Source organism: Noviherbaspirillum soli (assembly GCF_015352955.1).
Lineage (GTDB): Bacteria > Pseudomonadota > Gammaproteobacteria > Burkholderiales > Burkholderiaceae_D > Noviherbaspirillum_A > Noviherbaspirillum_A soli.
In genome coordinates, this window is record NZ_JACYOX010000002.1 from 158,213 (window position 1) to 179,731 (window position 21,519).

The following is a 21,519-nucleotide window of genomic DNA, read 5'->3' on the forward strand; positions in this document are numbered from 1 at the left end:
CAACCTTCCACCAGGCACCCCGTGAATATCTCCGAACTCTGCATACGCCGCCCGGTCATGACCGTGCTCCTGGCCATCGCCATCGTGGTGGCCGGCGCCTTTGCCTATACCCGGCTGCCGATCGCCGCGCTGCCCAGCTATGACACGCCGGTGATCAACGTGACCGGCGTGCTGCCGGGCGCCAGTCCCGAAATCATGGCGGCCTCGGTCGCCACGCCGCTGGAGAAGCAGTTCTCCACCATCGCCGGCCTGGCCACCATCAGTTCCACCAACACGCTGGGCAATACCTCGATCACGCTGGAATTCGCGCCCAACCGCGACATCGACGCCGCCGCGGTGGACGTGCAGGCCGCCCTGCTGCGCGCCCAGCGCAGCCTGCCGGTGGAAATGACGGCCCTGCCGGCCTACCGCAAGGTCAATCCGGCCGACGCCGCGGTGCTGCTGGTGGCGCTGACGTCGCCGTCGATCTCGCTGGCCGACCTGAACGACTACGCGGAAAACCTGATCTCGCCCTCGCTGTCGACCATCGACGGCGTGGCCCAGGTCAATGTCTACGGCCAGCGCCGCTATGCGGTGCGGATCAAGGCCCGGCCCGAACAGCTCGCCGCCCGCAACATGACCATGGACGAGCTGGCCGCCGCGGTGCGCTCGGCCAATGCCAACAGCCCGGTCGGCGTGCTGGACGGTCCGCGCCAGAGCCTGACGCTGCAGGCCAACCGCCAGCTGCCCAATGCCGCCGCCTTCAGCGACCTGGTGATCAGCAGCCGCGATGGTGTTACTACCCGCCTGAAGGACGTGGCGACGGTGGAAGACAGCGTCGAGTCCACCCGCAGCGGCAGCTGGGTCAACAAGGAGCCGTCCATCGTGCTGGCGGTGCAGCGCCAGCCAAATGCCAACACGGTGGCGGTCGTGGACGCAGTCAAGGCGACGCTGCCGCAGTTTCGCGCGCAGATGCCGGCCTCGATCGAGGTCAGGGAACTGAACGACCGCTCGCTGTCGATACGCGAAGCCATCCATGACGTGAACTTCACGCTGGCCCTGACGGTGGTGCTGGTGGTGATGGTGATCTTCCTGTTCCTGAAGCGCCTGTCGGCCACCGCGATTCCGGTGGTGTCGCTGCCGATCTCGCTGATCGGCTGCTGCGGCCTGATGTACTGGCTGGGCTACAGCCTGGACAATATCTCGCTGCTGGGCATCACCATCGCGGTCGGCCTGGTAGTGGACGACGCGATCGTGATGCTGGAAAACATCGTGCGCCATATCGAGGAGGGCATGGCGCCGATGCAGGCGGCGCTGGTCGGCTCGCGCGAAGTCGGCTTCACCATCCTGTCGATCTCGATCTCGCTGATTGCGGTCTTCATTCCGATCTTCTTCATGCCGGGTGTGATCGGCTTGATGTTCCACGAGTTCGCGGCGGTGGTGTCGCTGGCCATCATCGTCTCGGCGCTGGTGTCGCTGACCCTGGTGCCGATGCTGTGCAGCCGCTACCTGAAGCATGAAGGCCATCAGCGCGACAACTGGCTGAGCCGCGGCTTCGAGCGCGGCTTCAACGCGGTGCTCGATGCCTACCGCGCCAGCCTGGACTGGTGCCTCAAGCACAACCTGCTGGTGCTGGCGGTGGCGCTGGCGACCTTCGCATTGACCGTGCTGATGTTCGTCAGCATGCCCAAGGGTTTCTTCCCGAATGAAGACATCGGCCAGATCAGCGTGACGCTGGAAGGCCCGCAGGATGCGTCCTACCAGGCGATGTCGGCATTGACGCAGACCGCGGCCGACATCATCGGCAGCGACCCGAACGTCGACAGCGTGACCTCGCGCCTGTCGGACGGCACCGGCGCCCGCATGTTCATTGGCCTGAAGCCGCGCAGCGAGCGGGCGGCGATGGACGCGGTGGTGGAGCAGCTGCGGCGCAAGGTGCGCGACGTGCCCGGCCTGTCGGTGTACCTGACGCCGGTGCAGAACCTGCGGCTGGGCGGACGCATCAGCAAGAGCCGCTTCCAGTATGTGCTGCAGAGCGTGAAGGCCGATGAACTCAGTGCCTGGGCCGAGAAGATGCAGGCCAGGCTGCGCGCCGACCCGGTGTTCCGCGATGTCACCAGCGACTCGCAGCTGAAGGGCCTGCAGGCCATGGTCAACATCAACCGCGACCGCGCCAATGCCGCCGGCGTGCAGGTGCAGGACATCCGCACCGCGCTCTACAGCGCCTTCGGCGACCGCCAGGTGTCGACGATTTTCACCAGCAGCAACAGCTACCAGGTGATCCTGCAGGACGCCAACTGGGGCGGCCAGGATGAGGGCGACCTGAACAATATCTTCGTGCGCAGCAAGACCGGCACGCTGGTGCCGCTGCTCAGCGTGGCCAGCGTGGAGCGGGCCGCCGGCGCGATCTCGGTGAACCACCAGGGCCAGCTGCAGGCGGTCACCATCTCCTTCAACCTGGCGCCGGACGTGCCGCTGGGCGACGCCACCGCGAAGATCGACCAGTTCAAGGCCGAGTTGCGGCTGCCGGCCAACATCATCACCAGCTATGCCGGCGACGCCGCGGTGTTCCAGTCCTCGCAATCGAGCCAGGTGGTGCTGCTGGTGCTGGCGGTGGTGGTGATCTACATCCTGTTGGGCGTGCTGTATGAAAGCTATATCCACCCGGTCACCATCCTGGCCGGACTGCCGTCAGCGGTGGTGGGCGCGCTGCTGGCGCTGCGGCTGTTCAATTTCGAGCTGACCCTGATCGCCACCATCGGCATCCTGATGCTGATCGGCATCGTGAAGAAGAACGCGATCATGATGATCGACTTCGCGCTGGATGCGCAGCGCAACCAGGGCATGGCGCCGGCCGAGGCGATACGCTCGGCCTGCCTGCTGCGCTTCCGCCCGATCATGATGACCACGCTGGCCGCCTTGATGGGCGCGCTGCCGATCGCGCTGGGCCTGGGCGCCGGCGCCGAACTGCGCCAGCCGCTGGGCGTGGCCATCGTCGGCGGCCTGCTCGTGTCGCAGGTGATCACGCTGTTCATCACGCCGGTGATCTACCTGTTCCTGGACCGCTACAGCGGCAAGGGGCCGGTGACGGCGGAACTGGAGCCGCACCGGCAGCCACGGCCACAGCAGGGCTGAACGGCGGCGCTACTGCGGCATTATTGCGGCCAGGCGCGATCCAGTATCCGCTGCTGCAGCGCGGTTTCTCCCATCGTGCCGTATACCCGGCCGCCATCGGCATCCAGCCGGCTGGCCACGAAGGCTTCGGCGATGTCCTGCGGCGCATGGCGCAGCATCAGCGCCGCCTGCGCCGCCAGCACCAGCCGCTGCACGAAGCGCCGGGCCAATGCCTCCCGTTCTTCCGGCGCGGCCCGCATGTCGCGCCGCAGCGCATCAAGCAGCGCCAGCAGGGCAGGGTGCCCGGCCGTCGCTTCCCGTAGGTCGGCCAGCAGCAGCAGCGCGCCTTCCGGGTCGCGCTCCAGCGCCCGCAGCACGTCCAGGCACATCACGTTGCCCGAGCCTTCCCAGATCGAATTGACCGGCGCCTCCCGGTACATGCGCGCCATCGGGCCGGTCTCGACATAACCGTTGCCGCCCCAGACTTCCATGCATTCGCCGGTGAAGGCAATGGCCCGCTTGCAGATCCAGAACTTGGCGGCCGGCGTGACGATGCGGCGCCAGGCGCGCAGCAGCGGATCGTCGGGCGCGTCGAAGGCGCTGGCCAGCTTCAGCATCAGCAGCGTGGCCGCCTCGCTTTCCAGTGCCAGGTCGGCCAGCACATTGCGCATGATCGGCTGCTCGGCCAGCAGGCGGCCGAAGGCGCTGCGGTGGCGCGCATGGTGCGCGGCCTGCACGAAGGCCTGGCGCATCAGGCCGGCGCTGCCGATCACGCAGTCGAGCCGGGTGGTGTTGGCCATTTCGATGATGGTGGGAATGCCTCGGCCTTCCTCGCCCACCATCACGCCCAGCGCTTCCTGGAACTCGACCTCGCTGCTGGAATTGGACTGGTTGCCCAGCTTGTCCTTGAGGCGCTGGATCACGACCGGATTCTTGCTGCCGTCGTCGCGCCAGCGCGGCACGAAAAAGCACGACAGGCCGTTGCCGGTGCGGGCCAGCACCAGGTGGGCGTCGCACATCGGCGCCGAGAAGAACCATTTATGGCCGGTCAGCGCATATTCGGCGCCACGGCCTTCGCCGCGCACCGGCACGGCCACCGTGGCATTGCTGCGCACGTCCGAGCCGCCCTGCTTCTCGGTCATGCCCATGCCGATCAGGATCGATTTCTTTTGCGCCAGCGGCAGGTCGCGCGGATCGTGTTCCGGCGAAAACAGCTTGTCGCGCAGGCGGGCAAACAGCGCCGGCTCGTTGGCCAGCACCGGGATCGAGGCGAACGTCATCGTGGTCGGGCACAGCGAGCCGGATTCCACCTGCGCATGCAGGAAATAGCCGGCGGCGCGCGCCACCTGGGCGCCAGGGCGCGGCGCGCTGAAGGGCAGGGCATGCAATCCTTCCCGGCGCAGCAGGCCCAGCAGGCGGTGCCAGCTCGGATGGAATTCCACGCTGTCGATGCGGTTGCCGACCCGGTCGTGGGTATGCAGTTGCGGCGGGTGCCGGTTCGCCAGCGCGCCCAGTTGCAGGATGTCCGCGCTGCCCAGTTCGCCGCCCAGCCGGGTAAGCTGCCCGGCGTGCCAGCCGCCGCCAGCCTGCTGCAGGCCGGCGGCCAATGCGGCATCCGTGGCAAAAAGGTTGTAATCCAGCAATTCCGGCGCCTGATTGGTGACCGTGTGGGTAGGCCATGGCATGATGTCGTCTCCTCCGATTTTCCGTTCTCCCGATTCTGGGCCCGACGCCATTCCGGTTCAAGCGGCTTCAGGCGCTGATCGGCAGTCGGGTAAAATGCTGCTTCAGTCAATTTCCGCAACGCCATGTCCTATCAAGTCCTCGCCCGCAAATATCGACCGAAAAGCTTCGAAACGCTCGTCGGGCAGGAGCACGTGGTGCGGGCATTGAGCCATGCGCTGGAACAGAAGCGCCTGCACCATGCCTACCTGTTCACCGGCACCCGCGGCGTGGGCAAGACCACGCTGTCGCGCATCCTGGCCAAGTGCTTCAATTGCACCGGACCCGATGGCAATGGCGACATCACCGCCCATCCCTGCGGCGTCTGCGAAGCCTGCGTGGCGATCGACGCCGGCCGCTTCGTCGACTATATCGAGATGGACGCGGCCTCCAACCGCGGCGTCGACGACATGGCGCAGCTGCTGGAACAGGCGGTGTATGCGCCATCCAATGCCCGCTTCAAGGTCTACATGATCGACGAAGTCCACATGCTGACCAACCAGGCCTTCAACGCGATGCTGAAGACCCTGGAAGAGCCGCCCGAGCATGTGAAATTCATCCTGGCGACCACCGACCCGCAGAAGATCCCGGTCACGGTGCTGTCGCGCTGCCTGCAGTTCAACCTGAAGCAGATGCCGCCAGGCCATATCGTCGGCCACCTGGAAAACATCCTGGGCCAGGAGCAGATCGAATTCGAACTGCCGGCGCTGCGCCTTTTGGCGCAGGGCGCCCATGGTTCGATGCGCGACGCGCTCTCCCTGACCGATCAGGCCATCGCCTATGCGGCCGGCCGGGTCACGCTGGACGCGGTGCAGGGCATGCTGGGCACGCTGGACCAGTCCTTCCTGGTGCGCCTGCTCGATGCGCTGGCGGCCGACGACGGCGCCGCGCTGCTGGCAGTTGCCGATGACATGGCCGCGCGCAGCCTCTCCTATAACGCCGCCCTGCAGGATCTCGGTTCCCTGCTGCACCGGGTGGCGCTGGCGCAGTCGGTGCCGGCCGCCCTGCCGGAAGACGTGCCGGAGCGCGAGCACATCCTGCGCCTGGCGCAGCGGTTCGATGCGGAAGAAGTGCAGCTCTACTATCAGATCGCCGTACATGGCAGGAATGAGCTGGGGCTGGCGCCGGACGAATATGCCGGCTTCACGATGACGCTGCTGCGCATGCTGGCCTTCCGGCCCGGCAACCTGCCCCGGGAGGAAGCGCCGGCGCGTGCCGCGGTTTCCGCCCGGCCAGTAGCGCCAGCCGCACCTGCCGCACCTGCCGCACCTGCGCCGTCGCCGGTACGCGCCGCCGCCGCTGTGGTGGCGGAGCCGCCGGCAAGGGCGGCAGTCGCCCCGGCCGAACCGGCGGCGAAAGCGCCACCGCCACGCGGCGCGATCAGCCCGGCCCGTGCCGCGCTGGAAGCGGCGCGCAACATGAAGCGCGGCGGCGCGGCGGCCGCGACGCCGGCCGTGGCCCAGCCAGTCGCCGCTCCCGCGGTCGCCGCACCAACGCCAGCGCCGCAGCCCAAGTCGGCCACGTCGGACATGCCGCCGCCATGGGACGACATTCCGGTGTTCGACGACGACTACACGGAACCGGCTCAAAAAAAAACTGAAATCGCCTTAGCCGAGCCCGCCGCGCCCATCATTGCCGCGCCGCCGGCTTTGGAATTGCCGCCGGCGCCCCCACCTGTGCCGGTACCGGCGCTGGAATGGGATGGCGACTGGCCGGTGCTGGCGGCCGGTCTGCCGGTGCGCGGCGTGGTGCACCAGCTGGCGCAGCAGAGCGAATTGCTGGAATGCGTACAGGAAGGCAATACCTTCCTGTTCAAGCTGCGGGTGCCGATCGAAACCCTGTGCTCCACCGCCACCGTGGACAAGCTCACCGCCGCGCTGGAAGAGCGCTTCGGCAAGCCGGCCCGGGTCACCACGGAAATCGGCGCGGCGCGTCAGACCGCCAATGCGAAGGCGGTCGCGGAGCGCGAGGCGCGGCAGTTGCAGGCGGAAGAAACCATGCACAGCGATCCATTCATCCAGACGCTGAAGCGCGAGTTCGGTGCGAGCATCGTGCCGGGATCCATCAAACCAGTTTGACCATACCAGGAGCGGAACATGATGAAGAACCAGTTGGCAGGCCTGATGAAACAAGCCCAGGCAATGCAGGACAACATGAAGAAGATGCAGGACCAGCTCGCCACCATCGAGGTGGAAGGCCAGTCCGGCGCCGGCATGGTCAAGGTGGTGATGACCTGCAAGAACGACGTCAAGCGGGTGTCTATCGACCCGTCGCTGCTGGGCGATGACCGCGACATGCTGGAAGACCTGGTCGCCGCCGCCTTCAACGACGCAGTGCGCAAGGCGGAAGCCACCACCCAGGAAAAAATGGCCGGCATTTCGGCGGGACTGCCGCTGCCTCCCGGCTTCAAGATGCCGTTCTGAACCGGGCTGAAAGCTTGTGAAGACCCCGTCCAGTCTCGACTTCCTGACCGAAGCGCTGCGCCGCCTGCCCGGCATCGGCCCCAAGTCCGCGCAGCGCATTTCGTACCACCTGATGCAGCACGACCGTGAAGGCGCGGCCATGCTGGGCCGGGCGTTGACGCAGGCAGTGGAGCGGATTCATCACTGCAGGATGTGCAATACCTTCACCGAGAACGACGTCTGCGAAACCTGCCTGGACCCGGAGCGCGACCCGGCCCTGCTGTGCGTCGTGGAAACGCCGGCCGACCAGTTGATGATCGAGCAGACCCTGACCTACAAGGGCCTGTACTTCGTGCTGATGGGCCGCCTGTCGCCGCTGGACGGCATTGGTCCGCGCGACATCCACCTGGAGCGGCTGATGCAGCGCGCCAGCGATGGCGTGGTGCAGGAAGTGGTGCTGGCAACCAACTTCACCAACGAGGGCGAAGCGACCGCCCATTACATCAGCGAAACCCTGAAGGCCCGCGGCCTGAAGGTCAGCCGACTGGCGCGTGGCGTTCCGGTCGGTGGCGAACTGGAATATGTCGATGCCGGCACCATTGCCCGCGCCATGCTGGACCGCCGCGCAACCTGACGGGCAAGGCCGGTTGCCAGACGATATCCCTTGATAAGCAAGATTTTTGCCTTATCTGCAGCAATAAGCGCGTCAAATGTATTCTTCCACGGAAATTGGCATTGATGCATTGCATCAATGCCATCGATTTGGGCTAGAATTCGGCAACATTTTTTTGAGGCAAGCAATAATGGAATTCCACAAGGATCTCGACGCGCGCGGCCTGAACTGCCCGTTGCCCATCCTGAAAGCGAAAAAGGCCCTGGCCGAGATGGCAAGCGGCGAGGTGTTGCGCGTGGTGGCGACAGACTCCGGTTCGGTGCGGGATTTTCAGGCATTTGCCCGCCAGACCGGCAACCAGCTGCTGGAGCAGTCCCAGGACGGCGCCGAGTTCACTTTTTACATGCGCCGGAAATAGTTTTTTCATTATTTAGTGGCCGCACTCTACCCACTAATAGCACGAGCGTGCTAAATTTCGGCAGGTTAGCTGATTCTCTCTTATAATCCCGTTTCGGTTTACGTTAACGTCAATTCGATTTTTCAAAGGCAGACCTATGAAAGTACTGGTTCCAGTCAAGCGCGTGGTGGACTACAACGTCAAGGTGCGGGTCAAATCCGACGGCTCTGGCGTCGACATTGCCAACGTGAAGATGTCCATGAACCCCTTCGACGAGATCGCTGTGGAAGAAGCGATGCGCCTGAAGGAAGCCGGCAAGGTCACCGAAGTTGTTGCCGTATCCTGCGGCGTGACCCAATGCCAGGAAACCCTGCGCACCGCGATGGCCATCGGCGCCGACCGCGGCATTTTGGTCGAGACCGCCGAAGAACTGCAGCCGCTGGCCGTGGCCAAGCTGCTGAAGGCTCTGGCCGACAAGGAACAGCCGCAGCTGATCATCCTGGGCAAGCAGGCCATCGATGACGACAGCAACCAGACCGGCCAGATGCTGGCTGCATTGCTGGGCTGGGGCCAGGCAACCTTCGCCTCCAAGGTCGTGCTGGAAGACGGCAAGGCGACCGTGACCCGCGAAGTCGACGGCGGCCTGGAAACCGTGGCGCTGCCGCTGCCGGCTGTGGTCACCACCGACCTGCGCCTGAACGAGCCGCGCTATGTGACGCTGCCCAACATCATGAAGGCCAAGAAGAAGCCGCTGGAGAACGTCAAGCCGGCCGATCTGGGTGTCGATGTCACGCCGCGCCTGAAGACCCTGAAAGTGTCCGAGCCGCCCAAGCGCTCCGCCGGCATCATGGTGCCGGATATCCCGACGCTGGTTGCCAAGCTGCGCAACGAAGCGAAAGTCATCTAATTTCACGATAAAGAGACATCATGGCCGCACTCGTCATTGCAGAACACGATAACGCTAGCCTCAAGGGCAGCACCCTCAACACCGTAGCCGCCGCCGCCCAGTGCGACGGCGACGTCCATGTGCTGGTCGCCGGCGCCAATTGCGGCGCCGCCGCCGAAGCCGCCGCGAAGATTGCCGGCGTGTCCAAGGTGCTGGTCGCCGACGGCGCCCAGTTCGCCGACGGCCTGGCCGAGAACGTCGCCGAGCAGGTGCTGGCGCTGGCCTCGAACTACGGCCACATCCTGGCCCCGGCCACCGCCTACGGCAAGAACATCCTGCCGCGCGTGGCAGCCGTTCTCGACGTGGCGCAGATCTCGGAGATCACCAAGGTCGTGTCGCCGGATACCTTTGAGCGTCCGATCTATGCCGGCAACGCCATTGCCACCGTGCAGTCGGCCGATTCGGTCAAGGTCATCACCGTGCGTACCACCGGCTTCGATGCGCCGGCGCAGGATGGCTCGGCAGCGGTGGAGAACGTGCAGGCCGCTGGCGACGCCGGCAAGTCCGCCTTCGTCTCGCGCGAACTGGCCAAGTCGGACCGTCCTGAACTGACCGCCGCCAAGATCATCGTTTCCGGCGGCCGTGGCATGGGTTCGGGCGAAGCCTTCAAGATCCTCGAGCCGCTGGCCGACAAGCTCGGCGCGGCGATGGGCGCATCGCGCGCCGCAGTGGATGCAGGCTACGTGCCCAACGACTGGCAGGTTGGCCAGACCGGCAAGATCGTGGCGCCCCAGCTGTACATCGCCGTCGGCATCTCGGGCGCGATCCAGCATCTGGCCGGCATGAAGGACTCCAAGACCATCGTCGCCATCAACAAGGACCCGGAAGCGCCGATCTTCAGCGTGGCTGACTACGGCATCACCGGCGACCTGTTCGAACTGGTGCCGGAACTGGTCAAGGAACTGGGTTAATCACACCGGCTTGAATCCATCCGGGCAGGGCGCGCCAACCGCGTGACCTGCCCATTTTTTTGGGAGTAATCAGATGAGCTATGTCGCCCCCCTGAAGGACATGCTGTTCGTGGTCAATGAACTGGCCAACCTGCCGGCCGTCCAGTCCCTGCCCGGCTGCGAGGATGCCACACCGGAAACCGTGGAAGCGGTGCTGGAGGAAAATGCGAAGTTCTGCGGTGAGGTCGTGGCGCCGCTGAACGTGGCCGGCGACCGCGAGCCCAGCGCCTGGAAGAATGGCGAAGTCGCCACCACGCCCGGCTTCAAGGAAGCCTTTCACGCCTTTGGCCAGGCCGGCTGGCAAGGCGTGCAGCATCCGGTCGAATTCGGCGGACAGGGCCTGCCCAAGCTGCTGGCCACGCCCTGCATCGAGATGCTGAACTCGGCCAACCTGTCGTTTGCGCTGTGCCCGCTGCTGACCGATGGCGCGATCGAGGCGCTGCTGACGGCCGGCAGCGACGAGCAGAAAAATACCTACCTGGCCAACCTGATCTCGGGCAAGTGGACCGGCACCATGAACCTGACCGAGCCGCAGGCGGGATCGGACTTGGCACTGGTGCGCACCCGCGCCGTGCCGCAGGGCGACGGCACCTACAGGATTTCCGGCACCAAGATCTACATCACCTACGGCGAGCATGACATGGCCGAGAACATCATCCACCTGGTGCTGGCGCGTACGCCGGATGCGCCGGAAGGGGTGAAGGGCATCTCGCTGTTCGTGGTGCCGAAGTTCCTGGTCAATGCCGACGGCAGCCTGGGCGCGCGCAACGACGTGCATTGCGTGTCGATCGAGCACAAGCTGGGCATCAAGGCCAGCCCGACAGCGGTGCTGCAGTTCGGCGACCATGGCGGCGCGATCGGCACCCTGGTCGGCGAGGAGAATCGCGGCCTGGAATACATGTTCATCATGATGAACGCGGCCCGATTCGCCGTCGGCATGCAGGGCGTGGCGGTGGCCGAGACGGCTTACCAGAAGGCGGTGGCCTATGCCCGCGACCGCGTGCAATCGCGCGACCTGGCCGGTTCGGCCGGCCCGGTGGCGATCATCCACCATCCCGACGTGCGGCGCATGCTGATGGCGATGCGGGCGCAGACCGAGGGCGCCCGCGCGCTGTCCTATGTCACGGCCGCCGCCTACGACGCCGCCCATCACCATGCCGATGCCGCGGTGCGGCGCGACAACCAGGCCTTCTATGAATTCATGGTGCCCATCGTCAAGGGCTGGTCGACCGAGATGTCGATCGACGTCGCCTCGACCGGCGTGCAGGTGCATGGCGGCATGGGCTTCATCGAGGAAACCGGCGCGGCGCAGTTCTACCGCGACGCCCGCATCCTGACCATTTATGAAGGCACCACCGCGATCCAGGCCAACGACCTGGTCGGCCGCAAGACCGTACGCGACGGCGGCGCCACCGCCCGCGCGATCCTGGCCCAGGTGCGGCGCACCGAGGCCGAACTGGAATCGGCCGCCAGCGGCGACCTGGCGGCAATCCGCAACCAGCTGGCCGCCGGATCGAAGGCGCTGGAAGAGGTGGTGGACTACATCGTGGCCAACATGAAGTCCGACATCAAGGCGGTGTTCGCGGGCAGCGTGCCCTACCTGAAGATGGCCGGCATCGTGCTGTGCGGCTGGCAGATGGCGCGCGCGGCATTGATCGCGCAGAAAAAGCTGGATGCGGGCGAGGGCGATGCGCGCTTCTATCAGGCCAAGATCGCCACCGCGCGCTTCTTTGCCGACCACCTGCTGTCGCAGGCCTCGTCCTACCGCGCGGCCATCGTCGGCGGCAGCGCCGGCGTGCTGGCGCTGGCGGAAGACCAGTTCTGAGGTAGAGAGGCAGGAAGGCGGCGATGCGCTGGCGCGTCGTCGCCTCAGCCGTAGGAGCCGCCGGTCAGCAGAATGTCGAAGGTGCGGGCGATGGCGGCAATCAGCGCCGTCGATCCGCATGCCAGCGCCACCACCAGCATCAGCGGCACTGGCCAGCGGGTGTTGGACTGCCGTCCCGAGCCGGCATTGTGGCGCGCATCCCATTTCTCGTCCGGCGTGACGCCGATCACCAGGGTTTCCAGGAAGCCCGCCAGCACCGACAGCACCAGCGGCCCCGCGGTGAAGATCGCCGGCGCATCCGGGTTGCCCAGCACCAGCAGCGCCGATAGCGGCAGCGTCGCGAAGTGCAGCCAGCCCCAGAAATCCTTGCGGCCGTACAGGTAGAAGCGATGCAGCCCGGCGGCGCCGAACAGCAGTGCGAGCAGGGTGGCCAGGGTCTTGTTCTTGTGGCGGGACATGGAATGGGCGGTAGCAGGCGGGATTGCGGGCGTAGTGTGCATCAGCGCTGGACGCAAGGCAATCTCCGCAGGCCGGGAAAAGCGCCTTATACTGTCGCCTCGCCGCATTTCCTGCGCCGCGCTTTCCCAAAAATACCGATTAACTTAGCCGTAGCCGGAATAAACCCGCTATAATCTCTGGTTTTTTCCGTCTCCGTACACTTTTTGGAAATATTATGGTCGTGATTCGTTTATCCCGTGGTGGCGCAAAGAAGCGTCCGTTCTTCAACCTGGTTGTGACCGATTCCCGCAATCGTCGCGACGGCCGTTTCATCGAGCGCATCGGCTTCTACAATCCGATGGCTTCCGGCGCTGAAGAGTCGGTTCGCATCGCCCAGGACCGCCTGACCTACTGGCAAGGCGTTGGCGCGCAACTGTCGCCGACCGCTGCCCGTCTGGTTGAGCAGGCTGGCAAGAAGGCCGCTGCTTAATAGTCCGATACAAGGTTTTACAGATGACCGCATCGGGAATGCCGATTCCTGACGACCTGGTGCTGGTCGGATATGTGACAGGCGCATACGGCATTCAGGGCTGGGTGCGCATCAGGCCTTATTCGTCGGACGGCGATGCATTGCTATCTGCCAAGACCTGGTGGCTGGACAAGCCGGAACTGCATGATGTCGAAATGCTGCAGTCCAAGCTGCACAACGACGAAGTGGTGGCGCGCCTGATGGGCGTGTCCGGCCGTGACGCGGCCGAAGCGCTGAAAGGCGCGACGGTGCAGATACGCCGCAGCCACTTCCCTGCACTGGACAATGATGAATTCTACTGGGTCGACCTGATCGGCCTGGCAGTGGTCAACGAGCGCGGCGAGCATCTCGGCGTGGTCGGCGACCTGATGGACAACGGCGCGCATCCGATCCTGCGTGTGGAACAGCCGGTGGCGGAAGGCGAAAAGCCTGCGCCGGAACTGCTGATTCCCTTCGTCGACCAGTTCGTCAAGACCGTGGACCAGGCGGCGCGCCTGATCACGGTGGACTGGGAAGCGGATTATTCGTGATGCAGGCAGCCTGGCTGCGGGAAGGGCGGCGGTATGCAGTTTGATGTCGTAAGCCTGTTCCCGGAAATGTTTACCGCCATTACCCAGTCCGGCATCACGCGGCGCGCTTTCGAGCAGGGCCGCTGTGGCCTGGGCCTGTGGAATCCACGCGATTTCACCAGCGACAATTACCGCACCGTGGACGACCGGCCTTATGGCGGCGGACCGGGCATGGTGATGCTGGCCAGGCCGCTGGACTCGGCGCTGACAGCGGCCGCAGGGCGCCAGCAGCAGCTGGGCTTGCCGAAGCCGCGCGTGGTCTACCTGTCGCCGCAAGGCCGGGTGCTGGACCACCAGCGCGTGATGCAGCTGGCGGCCGAGCCGGGCCTGGTGCTGCTGTGCGGGCGGTATGAAGCGGTGGACCAGCGCCTGCTGGACCGCTGCGTCGACGAGGAAATCAGCATCGGCGACTTCGTGCTCTCGGGCGGCGAACTGCCGGCGATGGCGCTGATGGATGCTGTGATCCGGCAGCTGCCGGGCGTATTGCATGACGATGCCTCGGCGGTGGAAGACAGCTTTGTCAACGGCCTGCTGGACTATCCGCATTACACCCGGCCGGAAGTGTACGAAGGCGTGCCGGTGCCGCCGGTGCTGATGGGCGGCCACCATGCCGAAATCGTCAAGTGGCGGCGCCAGCAGGCGCTGCGGGCAACGATGGCCAAGCGGCCGTCGCTGATCGCCAGCGCCCGCGCCGCCGGTCTGCTGAGTCCGGCCGACGAAAAGTTTTTAGGCAGCCTGCAGGCTGAAAAACCTGCAGGCAGCTGAATGGAGCGCCTGGCCATGTTGGCCAGGCGATAATGTTGAACCCCATCCTCTACCGGGCTGATTCACTATCGATGCGCCGGCAAGATGGTTACAGGAGCAATAAATGGATCTGATCCAGCAACTCGAGCAAGAAGAGATTTCCCGTCTCGGCAAGAACATCCCCGACTTCGCGCCGGGCGATACCGTGGTCGTCAGCGTCAACGTGGTCGAAGGCACCCGCAAGCGCGCCCAGGCTTACGAAGGCGTCGTGATTTCCCGCCGCAACCGTGGCCTGAACTCCAACTTCATCGTTCGCAAGATGTCGTCGGGCGAAGGCGTCGAGCGTACCTTTCAGCTGTATTCCCCGCTGATCGCATCGATCGAAGTCAAGCGTCGCGGCGATGTCCGTCGCGCCAAGCTGTACTACCTGCGCGAGCGTTCGGGCAAGTCGGCACGTATCAAGGAAAAGCTGCCGCAACGCCGTGTCGCGGCAAAAGCAGCGCCAGCAGCGTAATCGGCTGCGACGTATCATGCGAGGGCACCGTTGGTGCCCTTTTTTCATGGCCGATCGCACCCATCTGGATGGGATCTCAACCACTGACAGCCAGCCTTGCGCCAGCCACAGGCTTGCAATGGCGTAACAGGCCGGGAATTCCGCTTTGAGCAAACTGCATTTCGACCCCAAAATCCTTCCGATTGAATCCCTGGCCGGCGAGGCCGCGGTGCTGGCCGAGGAACTGAGCGCCGAACGTCTGCGCGCCCGGTTCGCCAATCCGCCCGAATGGGCGGCGGAAACCATCGAGGAGCGGCTGCTGCGCGTGCGCGACGGCAATCCGACGCCGGCCTCGGTGCTGATGCCGCTGGTGCAGCGCGAAAACGGGCTGACCATGCTGCTGACCGAGCGCACCGCCCACCTGACCGACCATGCCGGCCAGGTCAGCCTGCCCGGTGGCCGCGCCGAGCCCGAGGATGCATCGGCGATCGACACCGCATTGCGCGAGACCGAAGAGGAAATCGGCCTGGCGCGCCGCCATATCGAGGTGCTGGGCACCTTGCCGGACCATTTCACGGGCACCGGCTACCGGGTGACGCCCGTGGTCGGTCTGGTGCATCCGCCGTTCGATCTGCAGGCCGATCCGTTCGAAGTGGAAGAAATCTTCGAAGTGCCGCTGGCTTTCCTGATGGATGGCATGAACCACCAGGTCAGAAGCATAGACGTACCGGGCGGGGGCGGGCGGCGCAGCTTCTACACGATGCCTTATGACCGTTTCTTCATCTGGGGCGCCACCGCGGCGATGCTGCGCAACCTGTTTCACTTCATGCGCGCCTGATCCGGGCCATGAAGGGCCGCGCCGGCCGCAGTTTGATTACTCCAGGGCACTACGTTATCGTAGCGCCTGACTGACATCCAGGGCGACCGATGACCTTTCTTTCCATTCTTTTCGCGCTTCTGATCGAGCAGTTGAAGCCGTTGCGCGCCGACAATCCGGTGTATGGCGGCATCAAGGCCTATGCGGTCCGTGTCGAGCGCTGGTTCAATGCCGGCCATGTCGACCACGGTCGCCTGGGCTGGTTCGTGGTCATGCTCACGCTGGTATTGCCCACCTTGCTGATCCACTGGCTGTGCGCGCAGATCAGCCCGCTGCTGACGCTGGGATGGAACATCGTCATCATTTATCTGACCCTGGGCTTTCGCCATTACAGCCATTACTTCACCGCCATCCAGTACGCCCTCAATGCCGGCGACACCGAAACGGCGCGCCGGCTGCTGGCGCAATGGCTGCGCCAGGACACCACGGGCATGGAAGTGCCGGAGATTTCGCGTCTGGCGGTGGAAAGAGCGCTGCTGACCACCCATCGCCATGTGTTCGGCGTGTTTTTCTGGTTCCTGATGCCGCTCGGTCCGGCCGGCGCAGTGATGTACAGGGTGGCGGAATACCTGGCGCGTGCCTGGAGCGAACCGGAGCACATGCGCAGCGAGGCATTCGGCCGTTTTGCGATCCGCGCGTATTACCTGATGGACTGGGTGCCGGCGCGCCTGACCGCTTCGGCCTTCGCAATCGTCGGCAATTTCGAGGATGCGGTCTATGCCTGGCGCAACTTTGCCCGGCGCTGGCAGAACGAGACCACCGGCATCATCCTTTCCGCCGGCGGCGGCGCAATGGGCGTGCGATTGGGCACGCCCCAGGAAAATGCCACCAGCCTGCTGCTGACCGTGGATGCGGCTACGATAGATGCGGCCACGATCGACGCTGCCGGCGTGGAAGCCGCCGCGGCCGAAACCGAAACCCTGCCGGGCGAGGAGCCGGGCGTGCGCTCGCTGCAGAGCACGGTGGGCCTGGTGTGGCGGGCGCTGCTGCTGTGGATGATGCTGTTGCTGCTGATTTCGCTTGCCGTCTGGCTGGGCTGAGGAAGGGTTGGCAATGGAGGTTCTCGCAGGAAAGCCTTTGCCGGAAAGGGCTTTCCTGGAAATTTCATAATGTGGAGGGCTGTTTCGGGGCAAGTCTTCTATAAGATATAATACCTAAGAGAGCCGCAAGTCATTCCGCCACACAATGGCGCCTTGCCTCCTTTCCCAGATTGCCTTTCCACAGAAACCGCATCCGCCATGGCCGATCCCCATCCGACAAGCAACGCGCCCGCCAATGAATTTTTCATTCAGGGGATTACCAGCAATGGACGGGTGTTCCGTCCCAGCGACTGGGCCGAGCGGCTGTGCGGTGTGATGTCGCATTTCCGGCCGGAAGGCTCGGGCGGACGCAATGCCCATCTGAAGTATTCTCCCTATGTACGGCCGACGCTGCTCAATGGCGTCAAGTCGGTGGTGGTCAACGAGGAATTGCGCAGCATCGAACCGCTGGCCTATCATTTCGTCCTCAATTTTGCCAAGGATAACGACCTGCAGGTGATCGAGGCCTGCCTGCTGCCGGAGCCGGCGGGCAAGGGCGGCTGATCCTGGGCACGGAAACCACAGCCATGGCGCATGCGCATACCGACCACCATCACGATCATCACGCCCACCACGGACACCACGGACACCACGGCCATCATCATCCGGAGCCGGGCGACCACAGCCGCGCATTCCTGATCGCCATCGTTCTCAATATCGGTTTCGTCGTCGTCGAATTCGCCTACGGCTTCATCGCCCATTCCACCGCGCTGATGGCCGACGCCGGCCATAACCTGTCCGATGTGCTGGGCCTGATGCTGGCATGGGGCGCGGCGGTGCTGACAAAGAAGCGCCCGGCCGGACGCTATACCTATGGCCTGCGCGGCAGCTCCATCCTGGCCGCGCTGGGCAATGCCATGCTGCTGCTGGTGGCATGCGGCGGCATCGCCTGGGAAGCGCTGCACCGCCTGCTGGCGCCGGCGCCGGTGGGCGGCATGACGGGGTCGGTGGTGGCGGGCGTCGGCATTGCCATCAATGCGTTTTCCGCCTGGCTGTTCATGGCCGGCAGCAAGGGCGACATCAACCTGCGCGGCGCCTATCTGCACATGGCGGCCGATGCGGTGGTGTCGCTGGCGGTGGTGGCCGGTGGCGTGGCGATGTATTACACCGGCTGGTTCTGGGTCGACCCGCTGCTGTCGCTGGGCATCGTCGCGGTGATCCTGTTGAGCAGTTTCGGCCTGCTGCGCGAAGCGCTGCGGCTGTCGCTCAATGCGGTGCCGGCGCATATCGCGCTGGAAGAGGTGGAGGCTTTCCTGGCGTCGCGCCCCGGCGTGGCGTCGGTGCAGGATCTGCATATCTGGGCGATGAGCACTACCGAAACCGCACTGACCGCCCATCTGCGCATGCCGTCCGGCCATCCGGACGATGCCTTCTTTGACGAGATCGCCGCCGAGCTGGCGCAGCGCTTCGGCATCAAGCACAGCACCCTGCAGGTCGGCCGCGACCAGCAGCCGCGCTGCGCGCTGGTCAGTTGACTGGCTTCATTGATTGCCGCTTCAGCCAAAACAATTAAATCCGCACTAACAATGCATGCGTCATCCGGCGCAATTCTGCACTCTCCGCCTTCGGGAAAAACGGTACTGCAATAGGCCTGCTGCACACCGGGTTTCCCAGTCCCGTTCGCTGTACGGACTCTTGCGCCGAAATTTAAACAAGTCCGTGCCGCATGCCTGCCACGCTAGCGGAAAACCACCATGGATCGTGTCATTCCAGCCGGATTCACGCTGATCGAATTGCTCGTCACTGTTGCCATCGTCGGCATACTCGGCAGCTTCGCCTGGCCTTCCTATGTCGACCATGTCAGGCGCAGCCGGATCGCCGAGGCGACCGGGCAGCTGGCCACGCTGCGCGTCGCCATGGAACAGTATTACCAGGACCACCGCAACTACGGCGACGCCAGCTCCGTCGCGTGCGGCACTGCGATGCCGGCCGCCGGCCAGTTTTCCTATAGCTGCGCGACCAGTAGCAAGGCACAAGCCTTCACGATCGTCGCCAGCGGCACAAGCGGCACCAGCGTGGCTGGGTTGCGTTACCAGGTCGACCATGCCGGCCTGCGCCGCACCACCGCCTTGCCTCCGGGTTGGGGCGCGGTGCCGCAGGATTGCTGGATAGCGAGCAGGGGCGGCACATGCTGAGGCCGGTGGCCCAGGGCATGACGCTGGTTGAAATGATGGTCGGCCTGGCCATCATTTCCTGCCTGCTGCTGGTTGGCATGCCATCCTTCAGCCAGTGGATACAGGATCTGCAGATCCGTGGCGCGGCCGAGTCGGTGCAGTCGGCGCTGCTGCTGGCGCGCAGCGAGGCGATACGCCGCAACCGGCCGGTCAGGCTGCGGCTGAACGATGCCGGCGGCCTGGTTGAATGGGAAGTCGGCTGCGTGACCGTCGCCGCGGACTGCCCGACCGGCATCGCCCGGCGCAGCCGCAACGAAGGCGGACGCAATGCGCGCATGGCGGCTGGCGCAATGGCGAACGCCGACAGCCTTGCCAGCCCGCTGGCCCCCGGCAGCGGCCTGCCTGCCAGCCTCGACTTCAACGGGCTTGGCGCCGTGATCGGCACAGCCCCCGGCCGCATCGAGATCAGCCATGCGGCCCTGGGCAGCGCGCGCCGGCTGGTGCTGCTGATCGGCGGCGGCGGCCTGATCCGCCTGTGCAATCCGGCGCTGGCGCGCAACGCATCGCTGCAGGGATGCGCATGAGCGGCCCGCGCCATCGCATCAGGGCATGCCAGCGCGGCATGCTGATGCTGCAAAGCCTGGTGGCGCTGGCGCTCTTCTCGGTCGGGGCGCTGTCGGTGCTGATGCTGTCGGTCAGCGCGATGCGCCAGGCTGCCGAAGCGCATTACCGTACCGCCGCCAGCGTGCTTGCGGTGCAGATGGCTTCGCAGATCAGGCTCGGCTCGCGCGATTCCGCCACGCTTGCCGCCATCACCGCAGCCAGCGGCTATGACGTCTTCCGCGAAGCGGCAGCCAGGGCCTTGCCCGGAACGACGGCTTATCCGCCGCTGGTCACGGCGGACGGCGCCGGCCGGTTCGTCATCACCGTGCGCTGGCAACAGCCGGGCGACACGTCAGTACACCAATATGCCGCGCTTACCCGCATCACGGAATAGTCGTGCCGGGTTCAGCCTGGCCGAACTGATGGTGGGCCTGGCGCTGGGCCTGCTGACCCTGCTGGCGCTGTCGCAGGCATACATCGCCTTTCACGGCAGCCGCCGCGCCACGGCCGGCACGTCGGACGCGCAGACCGCTGCCATGGGGGCGCTGTTCGCCATCGAGCGCGACCTGCAGCACGCCGGGCCGGGCCTGGGCGACGCCAGGCTGCTCGGCTGCAGCGTGGCGATCAATGCCAGCCAGTCCATCACCGCTGCGCCGGTGCGCATACAGGCGGGCCTGGATGGCGCGCCCGACACGCTGGTGGTGTTCGCCAGCGACCTGCTGGCGCCGCCGGCCCGCCTGGGCGCCGCACTGAAGGCAAGCAGCACCGGCATTGGCCTGTCCAGCACCCAGGGCATGCGCCGTGGCGACATTCTTGGCGTGCAGGAGGCCGGCAAGCCTTGCGCTCTGGTGCGTATCGACAGCGTGGACAGTGCCGTGCGTGTCAGCCACGCCGTGCTGGCGCCGCAAGCGGACATCACCGTCGACTACAGCACGATGGCAACCGCCTTCAACCTGGGCCGCCTGAGCCAGGTGTCCTATTCCATCGTCAGCGGCGAATTGCGCCGCAGCAGCGGCGACCATGCCGGTAACAGTGCGCAGGTGCAGACGCTGGGGGGCAATATCGTCAGCCTCAAGGCGCAATACGGCTTTGATACGCGAGCCATGATCGCCTCGGTGCCGCTGGTGACCCGGTGGAGCGCGTCGATGATCGATGCCGATGGCAGCGGCACGGCGGGCGACAGCGGCGACTGGCAACGCATCGCCGGCATGCGCATCGCGGTGGTGGCGCGCAGCCCCAACCGTGAGACCAGCGCCTGTGCCGCGACGGCGTCGAACCTGCCAGGCTGGCAGGCGCCGGACAATGCCGGCACGCTGGCGAGCGCCGCTATCAGCCTGGCCCATGTTCCCGACTGGCGCTGCTACCGTTACCGCAGCTATGAAACCGTAGTGCCGCTGCGTAATGTGATCTGGGGCCGTCCTTGAAGGCGTCGACGCCGCTCCGGAAGGAAGGCGCGGTCCTGCTCACGGCATTGTTCATGCTGGTGGCCCTGATGCTGGGCGCAGCTTCGCTGATGCGCATGGTCGAGAGCAGCAACCAGCTGGCCGGCAACCTGGCTTTCAAGCGTGCCGCGACACTGGCGGCCGAAAACGGCGTCGAGGCGGCGATCGACTGGCTCGAGCAGCAAAGCGCCGCCACGCTGGCAAGCGATGCCGCCGCCTCCGGCTACTATGCCTCGGCCACCGAGGCCGTCGACGCCAGCGGCAACGCCGCCGCCAGCGGCACCGCGGCAATCGACTGGAAAAACAATGGATGCGACGGCGTGGCCCGGTCGGCCTGCCTGACAACCATGGGGCTGCCGGGCGTCGACAGCGCCGGCCACAGCGTGCGCTACCTGATACAGCGGCTGTGCAGCGGCAGCGGCAGCCTTGTCACCACCGGCGAATGCGCGCTGTATCTGGAATCCGAAGCCGAAAGCGGCAGCCGCGGCGCCATTGCCTATGGCAGCGAAAAGCGCCTGACCGGCCAGCCATGGGCGTTCTATCGGATCACCGCCCGCGCGGTCGGCCCGCGCGACACCGCCGGTCTGGTGCAGGTGCTGGTGCGCTGGTGAGTCCGCCCGAACGCGGCCGGCTGGCATGCCTGGCGAGCCTTCCCTGATTTCCCCTTTCCTACAGGAGTTCTC

Annotated in this window: 23 protein-coding genes; 21 read left to right on the top strand and 2 right to left on the bottom strand. The window is 65.4% G+C overall.

Going from position 1 to position 21,519, the window contains the following annotated elements; translation table 11 throughout:
• The first annotated feature begins 21 nt into the window (after window positions 1-21).
• Window positions 22-3,114 (top strand): efflux RND transporter permease subunit, encoded by a 3,093-nt coding sequence (locus IGW04_RS03025; RefSeq protein ID WP_194711548.1) that lies wholly within the window; start codon window positions 22-24, stop codon window positions 3,112-3,114.
• A gap of 20 nt (window positions 3,115-3,134) precedes the next feature.
• Here IGW04_RS03025 and IGW04_RS03030 read toward each other — a convergent pair whose 3' ends face one another.
• Window positions 3,135-4,778 carry an isovaleryl-CoA dehydrogenase gene (locus IGW04_RS03030; RefSeq protein ID WP_194711549.1) on the bottom strand — a complete coding sequence of 548 codons (1,644 nt, stop codon included), beginning with the start codon at window positions 4,776-4,778 and terminating at the stop codon, window positions 3,135-3,137.
• Between the two features lie 123 nt (window positions 4,779-4,901).
• Between IGW04_RS03030 and dnaX the strand changes: the two genes are divergently transcribed.
• The 7 genes from dnaX (at window position 4,902) to IGW04_RS03065 (ending at window position 11,948) form a co-directional block, all read left to right on the top strand.
• Window positions 4,902-6,893, top strand: coding sequence for a DNA polymerase III subunit gamma/tau (dnaX, locus tag IGW04_RS03035; protein ID WP_194711550.1), 1,992 nt, complete (start codon window positions 4,902-4,904; stop codon window positions 6,891-6,893).
• A gap of 18 nt (window positions 6,894-6,911) precedes the next feature.
• Window positions 6,912-7,238 (top strand): YbaB/EbfC family nucleoid-associated protein, encoded by a 327-nt coding sequence (locus IGW04_RS03040; RefSeq protein ID WP_194711551.1) that lies wholly within the window; start codon window positions 6,912-6,914, stop codon window positions 7,236-7,238.
• Window positions 7,239-7,254: 16 nt separating this feature from the next.
• Complete coding sequence (gene recR / locus IGW04_RS03045; protein ID WP_194711552.1) at window positions 7,255-7,851, top strand: recombination mediator RecR; 597 nt, start codon at window positions 7,255-7,257, stop codon at window positions 7,849-7,851.
• Window positions 7,852-8,020: 169 nt separating this feature from the next.
• Window positions 8,021-8,248 (top strand): sulfurtransferase TusA family protein, encoded by a 228-nt coding sequence (locus IGW04_RS03050; RefSeq protein ID WP_194711754.1) that lies wholly within the window; start codon window positions 8,021-8,023, stop codon window positions 8,246-8,248.
• 136 nt (window positions 8,249-8,384) lie between these two features.
• Window positions 8,385-9,134, top strand: coding sequence for an electron transfer flavoprotein subunit beta/FixA family protein (locus tag IGW04_RS03055; protein ID WP_194711553.1), 750 nt, complete (start codon window positions 8,385-8,387; stop codon window positions 9,132-9,134).
• A gap of 20 nt (window positions 9,135-9,154) precedes the next feature.
• The gene (locus IGW04_RS03060) at window positions 9,155-10,084 is read left to right on the top strand and encodes an electron transfer flavoprotein subunit alpha/FixB family protein (protein ID WP_194711554.1); all 930 of its coding nucleotides are present in this window, start codon (window positions 9,155-9,157) and stop codon (window positions 10,082-10,084) included.
• A 73-nt stretch (window positions 10,085-10,157) separates the two neighbouring features.
• A complete protein-coding gene (locus tag IGW04_RS03065) occupies window positions 10,158-11,948 on the top strand; it encodes an acyl-CoA dehydrogenase (protein ID WP_194711555.1) in 1,791 nt (596 codons plus the stop codon).
• Window positions 11,949-11,992: 44 nt separating this feature from the next.
• Here IGW04_RS03065 and IGW04_RS03070 read toward each other — a convergent pair whose 3' ends face one another.
• A complete protein-coding gene (locus IGW04_RS03070; protein ID WP_194711556.1) occupies window positions 11,993-12,406 on the bottom strand; it encodes an NINE protein in 414 nt (137 codons plus the stop codon).
• 215 nt (window positions 12,407-12,621) lie between these two features.
• On the opposite strand from IGW04_RS03070, the gene rpsP reads away from it, so the two are divergent.
• The 13 genes from rpsP to IGW04_RS03135 all read left to right on the top strand — a co-directional run bounded on the left by rpsP (window position 12,622) and on the right by IGW04_RS03135 (window position 21,447).
• Window positions 12,622-12,876, top strand: coding sequence for a 30S ribosomal protein S16 (rpsP, locus tag IGW04_RS03075; protein ID WP_194711557.1), 255 nt, complete (start codon window positions 12,622-12,624; stop codon window positions 12,874-12,876).
• A gap of 38 nt (window positions 12,877-12,914) precedes the next feature.
• Complete coding sequence (gene rimM, locus IGW04_RS03080) at window positions 12,915-13,445, top strand: ribosome maturation factor RimM (protein WP_194711558.1); 531 nt, start codon at window positions 12,915-12,917, stop codon at window positions 13,443-13,445.
• 33 nt (window positions 13,446-13,478) lie between these two features.
• Entirely contained in the window at window positions 13,479-14,249 is a 771-nt protein-coding gene (gene trmD, locus IGW04_RS03085) for a tRNA (guanosine(37)-N1)-methyltransferase TrmD (protein ID WP_194711559.1), read from the top strand.
• 103 nt (window positions 14,250-14,352) lie between these two features.
• On the top strand, window positions 14,353-14,742 hold the full coding sequence (rplS, locus tag IGW04_RS03090; RefSeq protein WP_194711560.1) for a 50S ribosomal protein L19: 390 nt from the start codon (window positions 14,353-14,355) through the stop codon (window positions 14,740-14,742).
• A gap of 145 nt (window positions 14,743-14,887) precedes the next feature.
• Window positions 14,888-15,559, top strand: coding sequence for a CoA pyrophosphatase (locus IGW04_RS03095; protein WP_194711561.1), 672 nt, complete (start codon window positions 14,888-14,890; stop codon window positions 15,557-15,559).
• 89 nt (window positions 15,560-15,648) lie between these two features.
• Entirely contained in the window at window positions 15,649-16,638 is a 990-nt protein-coding gene (locus IGW04_RS03100; RefSeq protein WP_194711562.1) for a CobD/CbiB family protein, read from the top strand.
• A gap of 198 nt (window positions 16,639-16,836) precedes the next feature.
• Window positions 16,837-17,181 (top strand): DUF3579 domain-containing protein, encoded by a 345-nt coding sequence (locus tag IGW04_RS03105; protein WP_194711563.1) that lies wholly within the window; start codon window positions 16,837-16,839, stop codon window positions 17,179-17,181.
• Between the two features lie 23 nt (window positions 17,182-17,204).
• Window positions 17,205-18,152, top strand: coding sequence for a cation diffusion facilitator family transporter (locus IGW04_RS03110; RefSeq protein WP_194711564.1), 948 nt, complete (start codon window positions 17,205-17,207; stop codon window positions 18,150-18,152).
• Window positions 18,153-18,371: 219 nt separating this feature from the next.
• Window positions 18,372-18,812 (top strand): type IV pilin protein, encoded by a 441-nt coding sequence (locus IGW04_RS03115; RefSeq protein ID WP_194711565.1) that lies wholly within the window; start codon window positions 18,372-18,374, stop codon window positions 18,810-18,812.
• Complete coding sequence (locus IGW04_RS03120; RefSeq protein WP_194711566.1) at window positions 18,806-19,375, top strand: GspH/FimT family pseudopilin; 570 nt, start codon at window positions 18,806-18,808, stop codon at window positions 19,373-19,375. Before IGW04_RS03115 ends, IGW04_RS03120 begins: the two co-directional genes overlap by 7 nt.
• Window positions 19,372-19,788: a type IV pilus modification PilV family protein gene (locus IGW04_RS03125; RefSeq protein WP_194711567.1), complete on the top strand. Its 417-nt coding sequence runs from the start codon at window positions 19,372-19,374 to the stop codon at window positions 19,786-19,788. The genes IGW04_RS03120 and IGW04_RS03125 overlap by 4 nt, the downstream gene beginning before the upstream one ends.
• Window positions 19,760-20,818, top strand: coding sequence for a PilW family protein (locus IGW04_RS03130; protein WP_194711568.1), 1,059 nt, complete (start codon window positions 19,760-19,762; stop codon window positions 20,816-20,818). The genes IGW04_RS03125 and IGW04_RS03130 overlap by 29 nt, the downstream gene beginning before the upstream one ends.
• A 53-nt stretch (window positions 20,819-20,871) precedes the next feature.
• Entirely contained in the window at window positions 20,872-21,447 is a 576-nt protein-coding gene (locus IGW04_RS03135) for a pilus assembly PilX family protein (protein WP_194711569.1), read from the top strand.
• The last annotated feature ends 72 nt before the right edge of the window (window positions 21,448-21,519 follow it).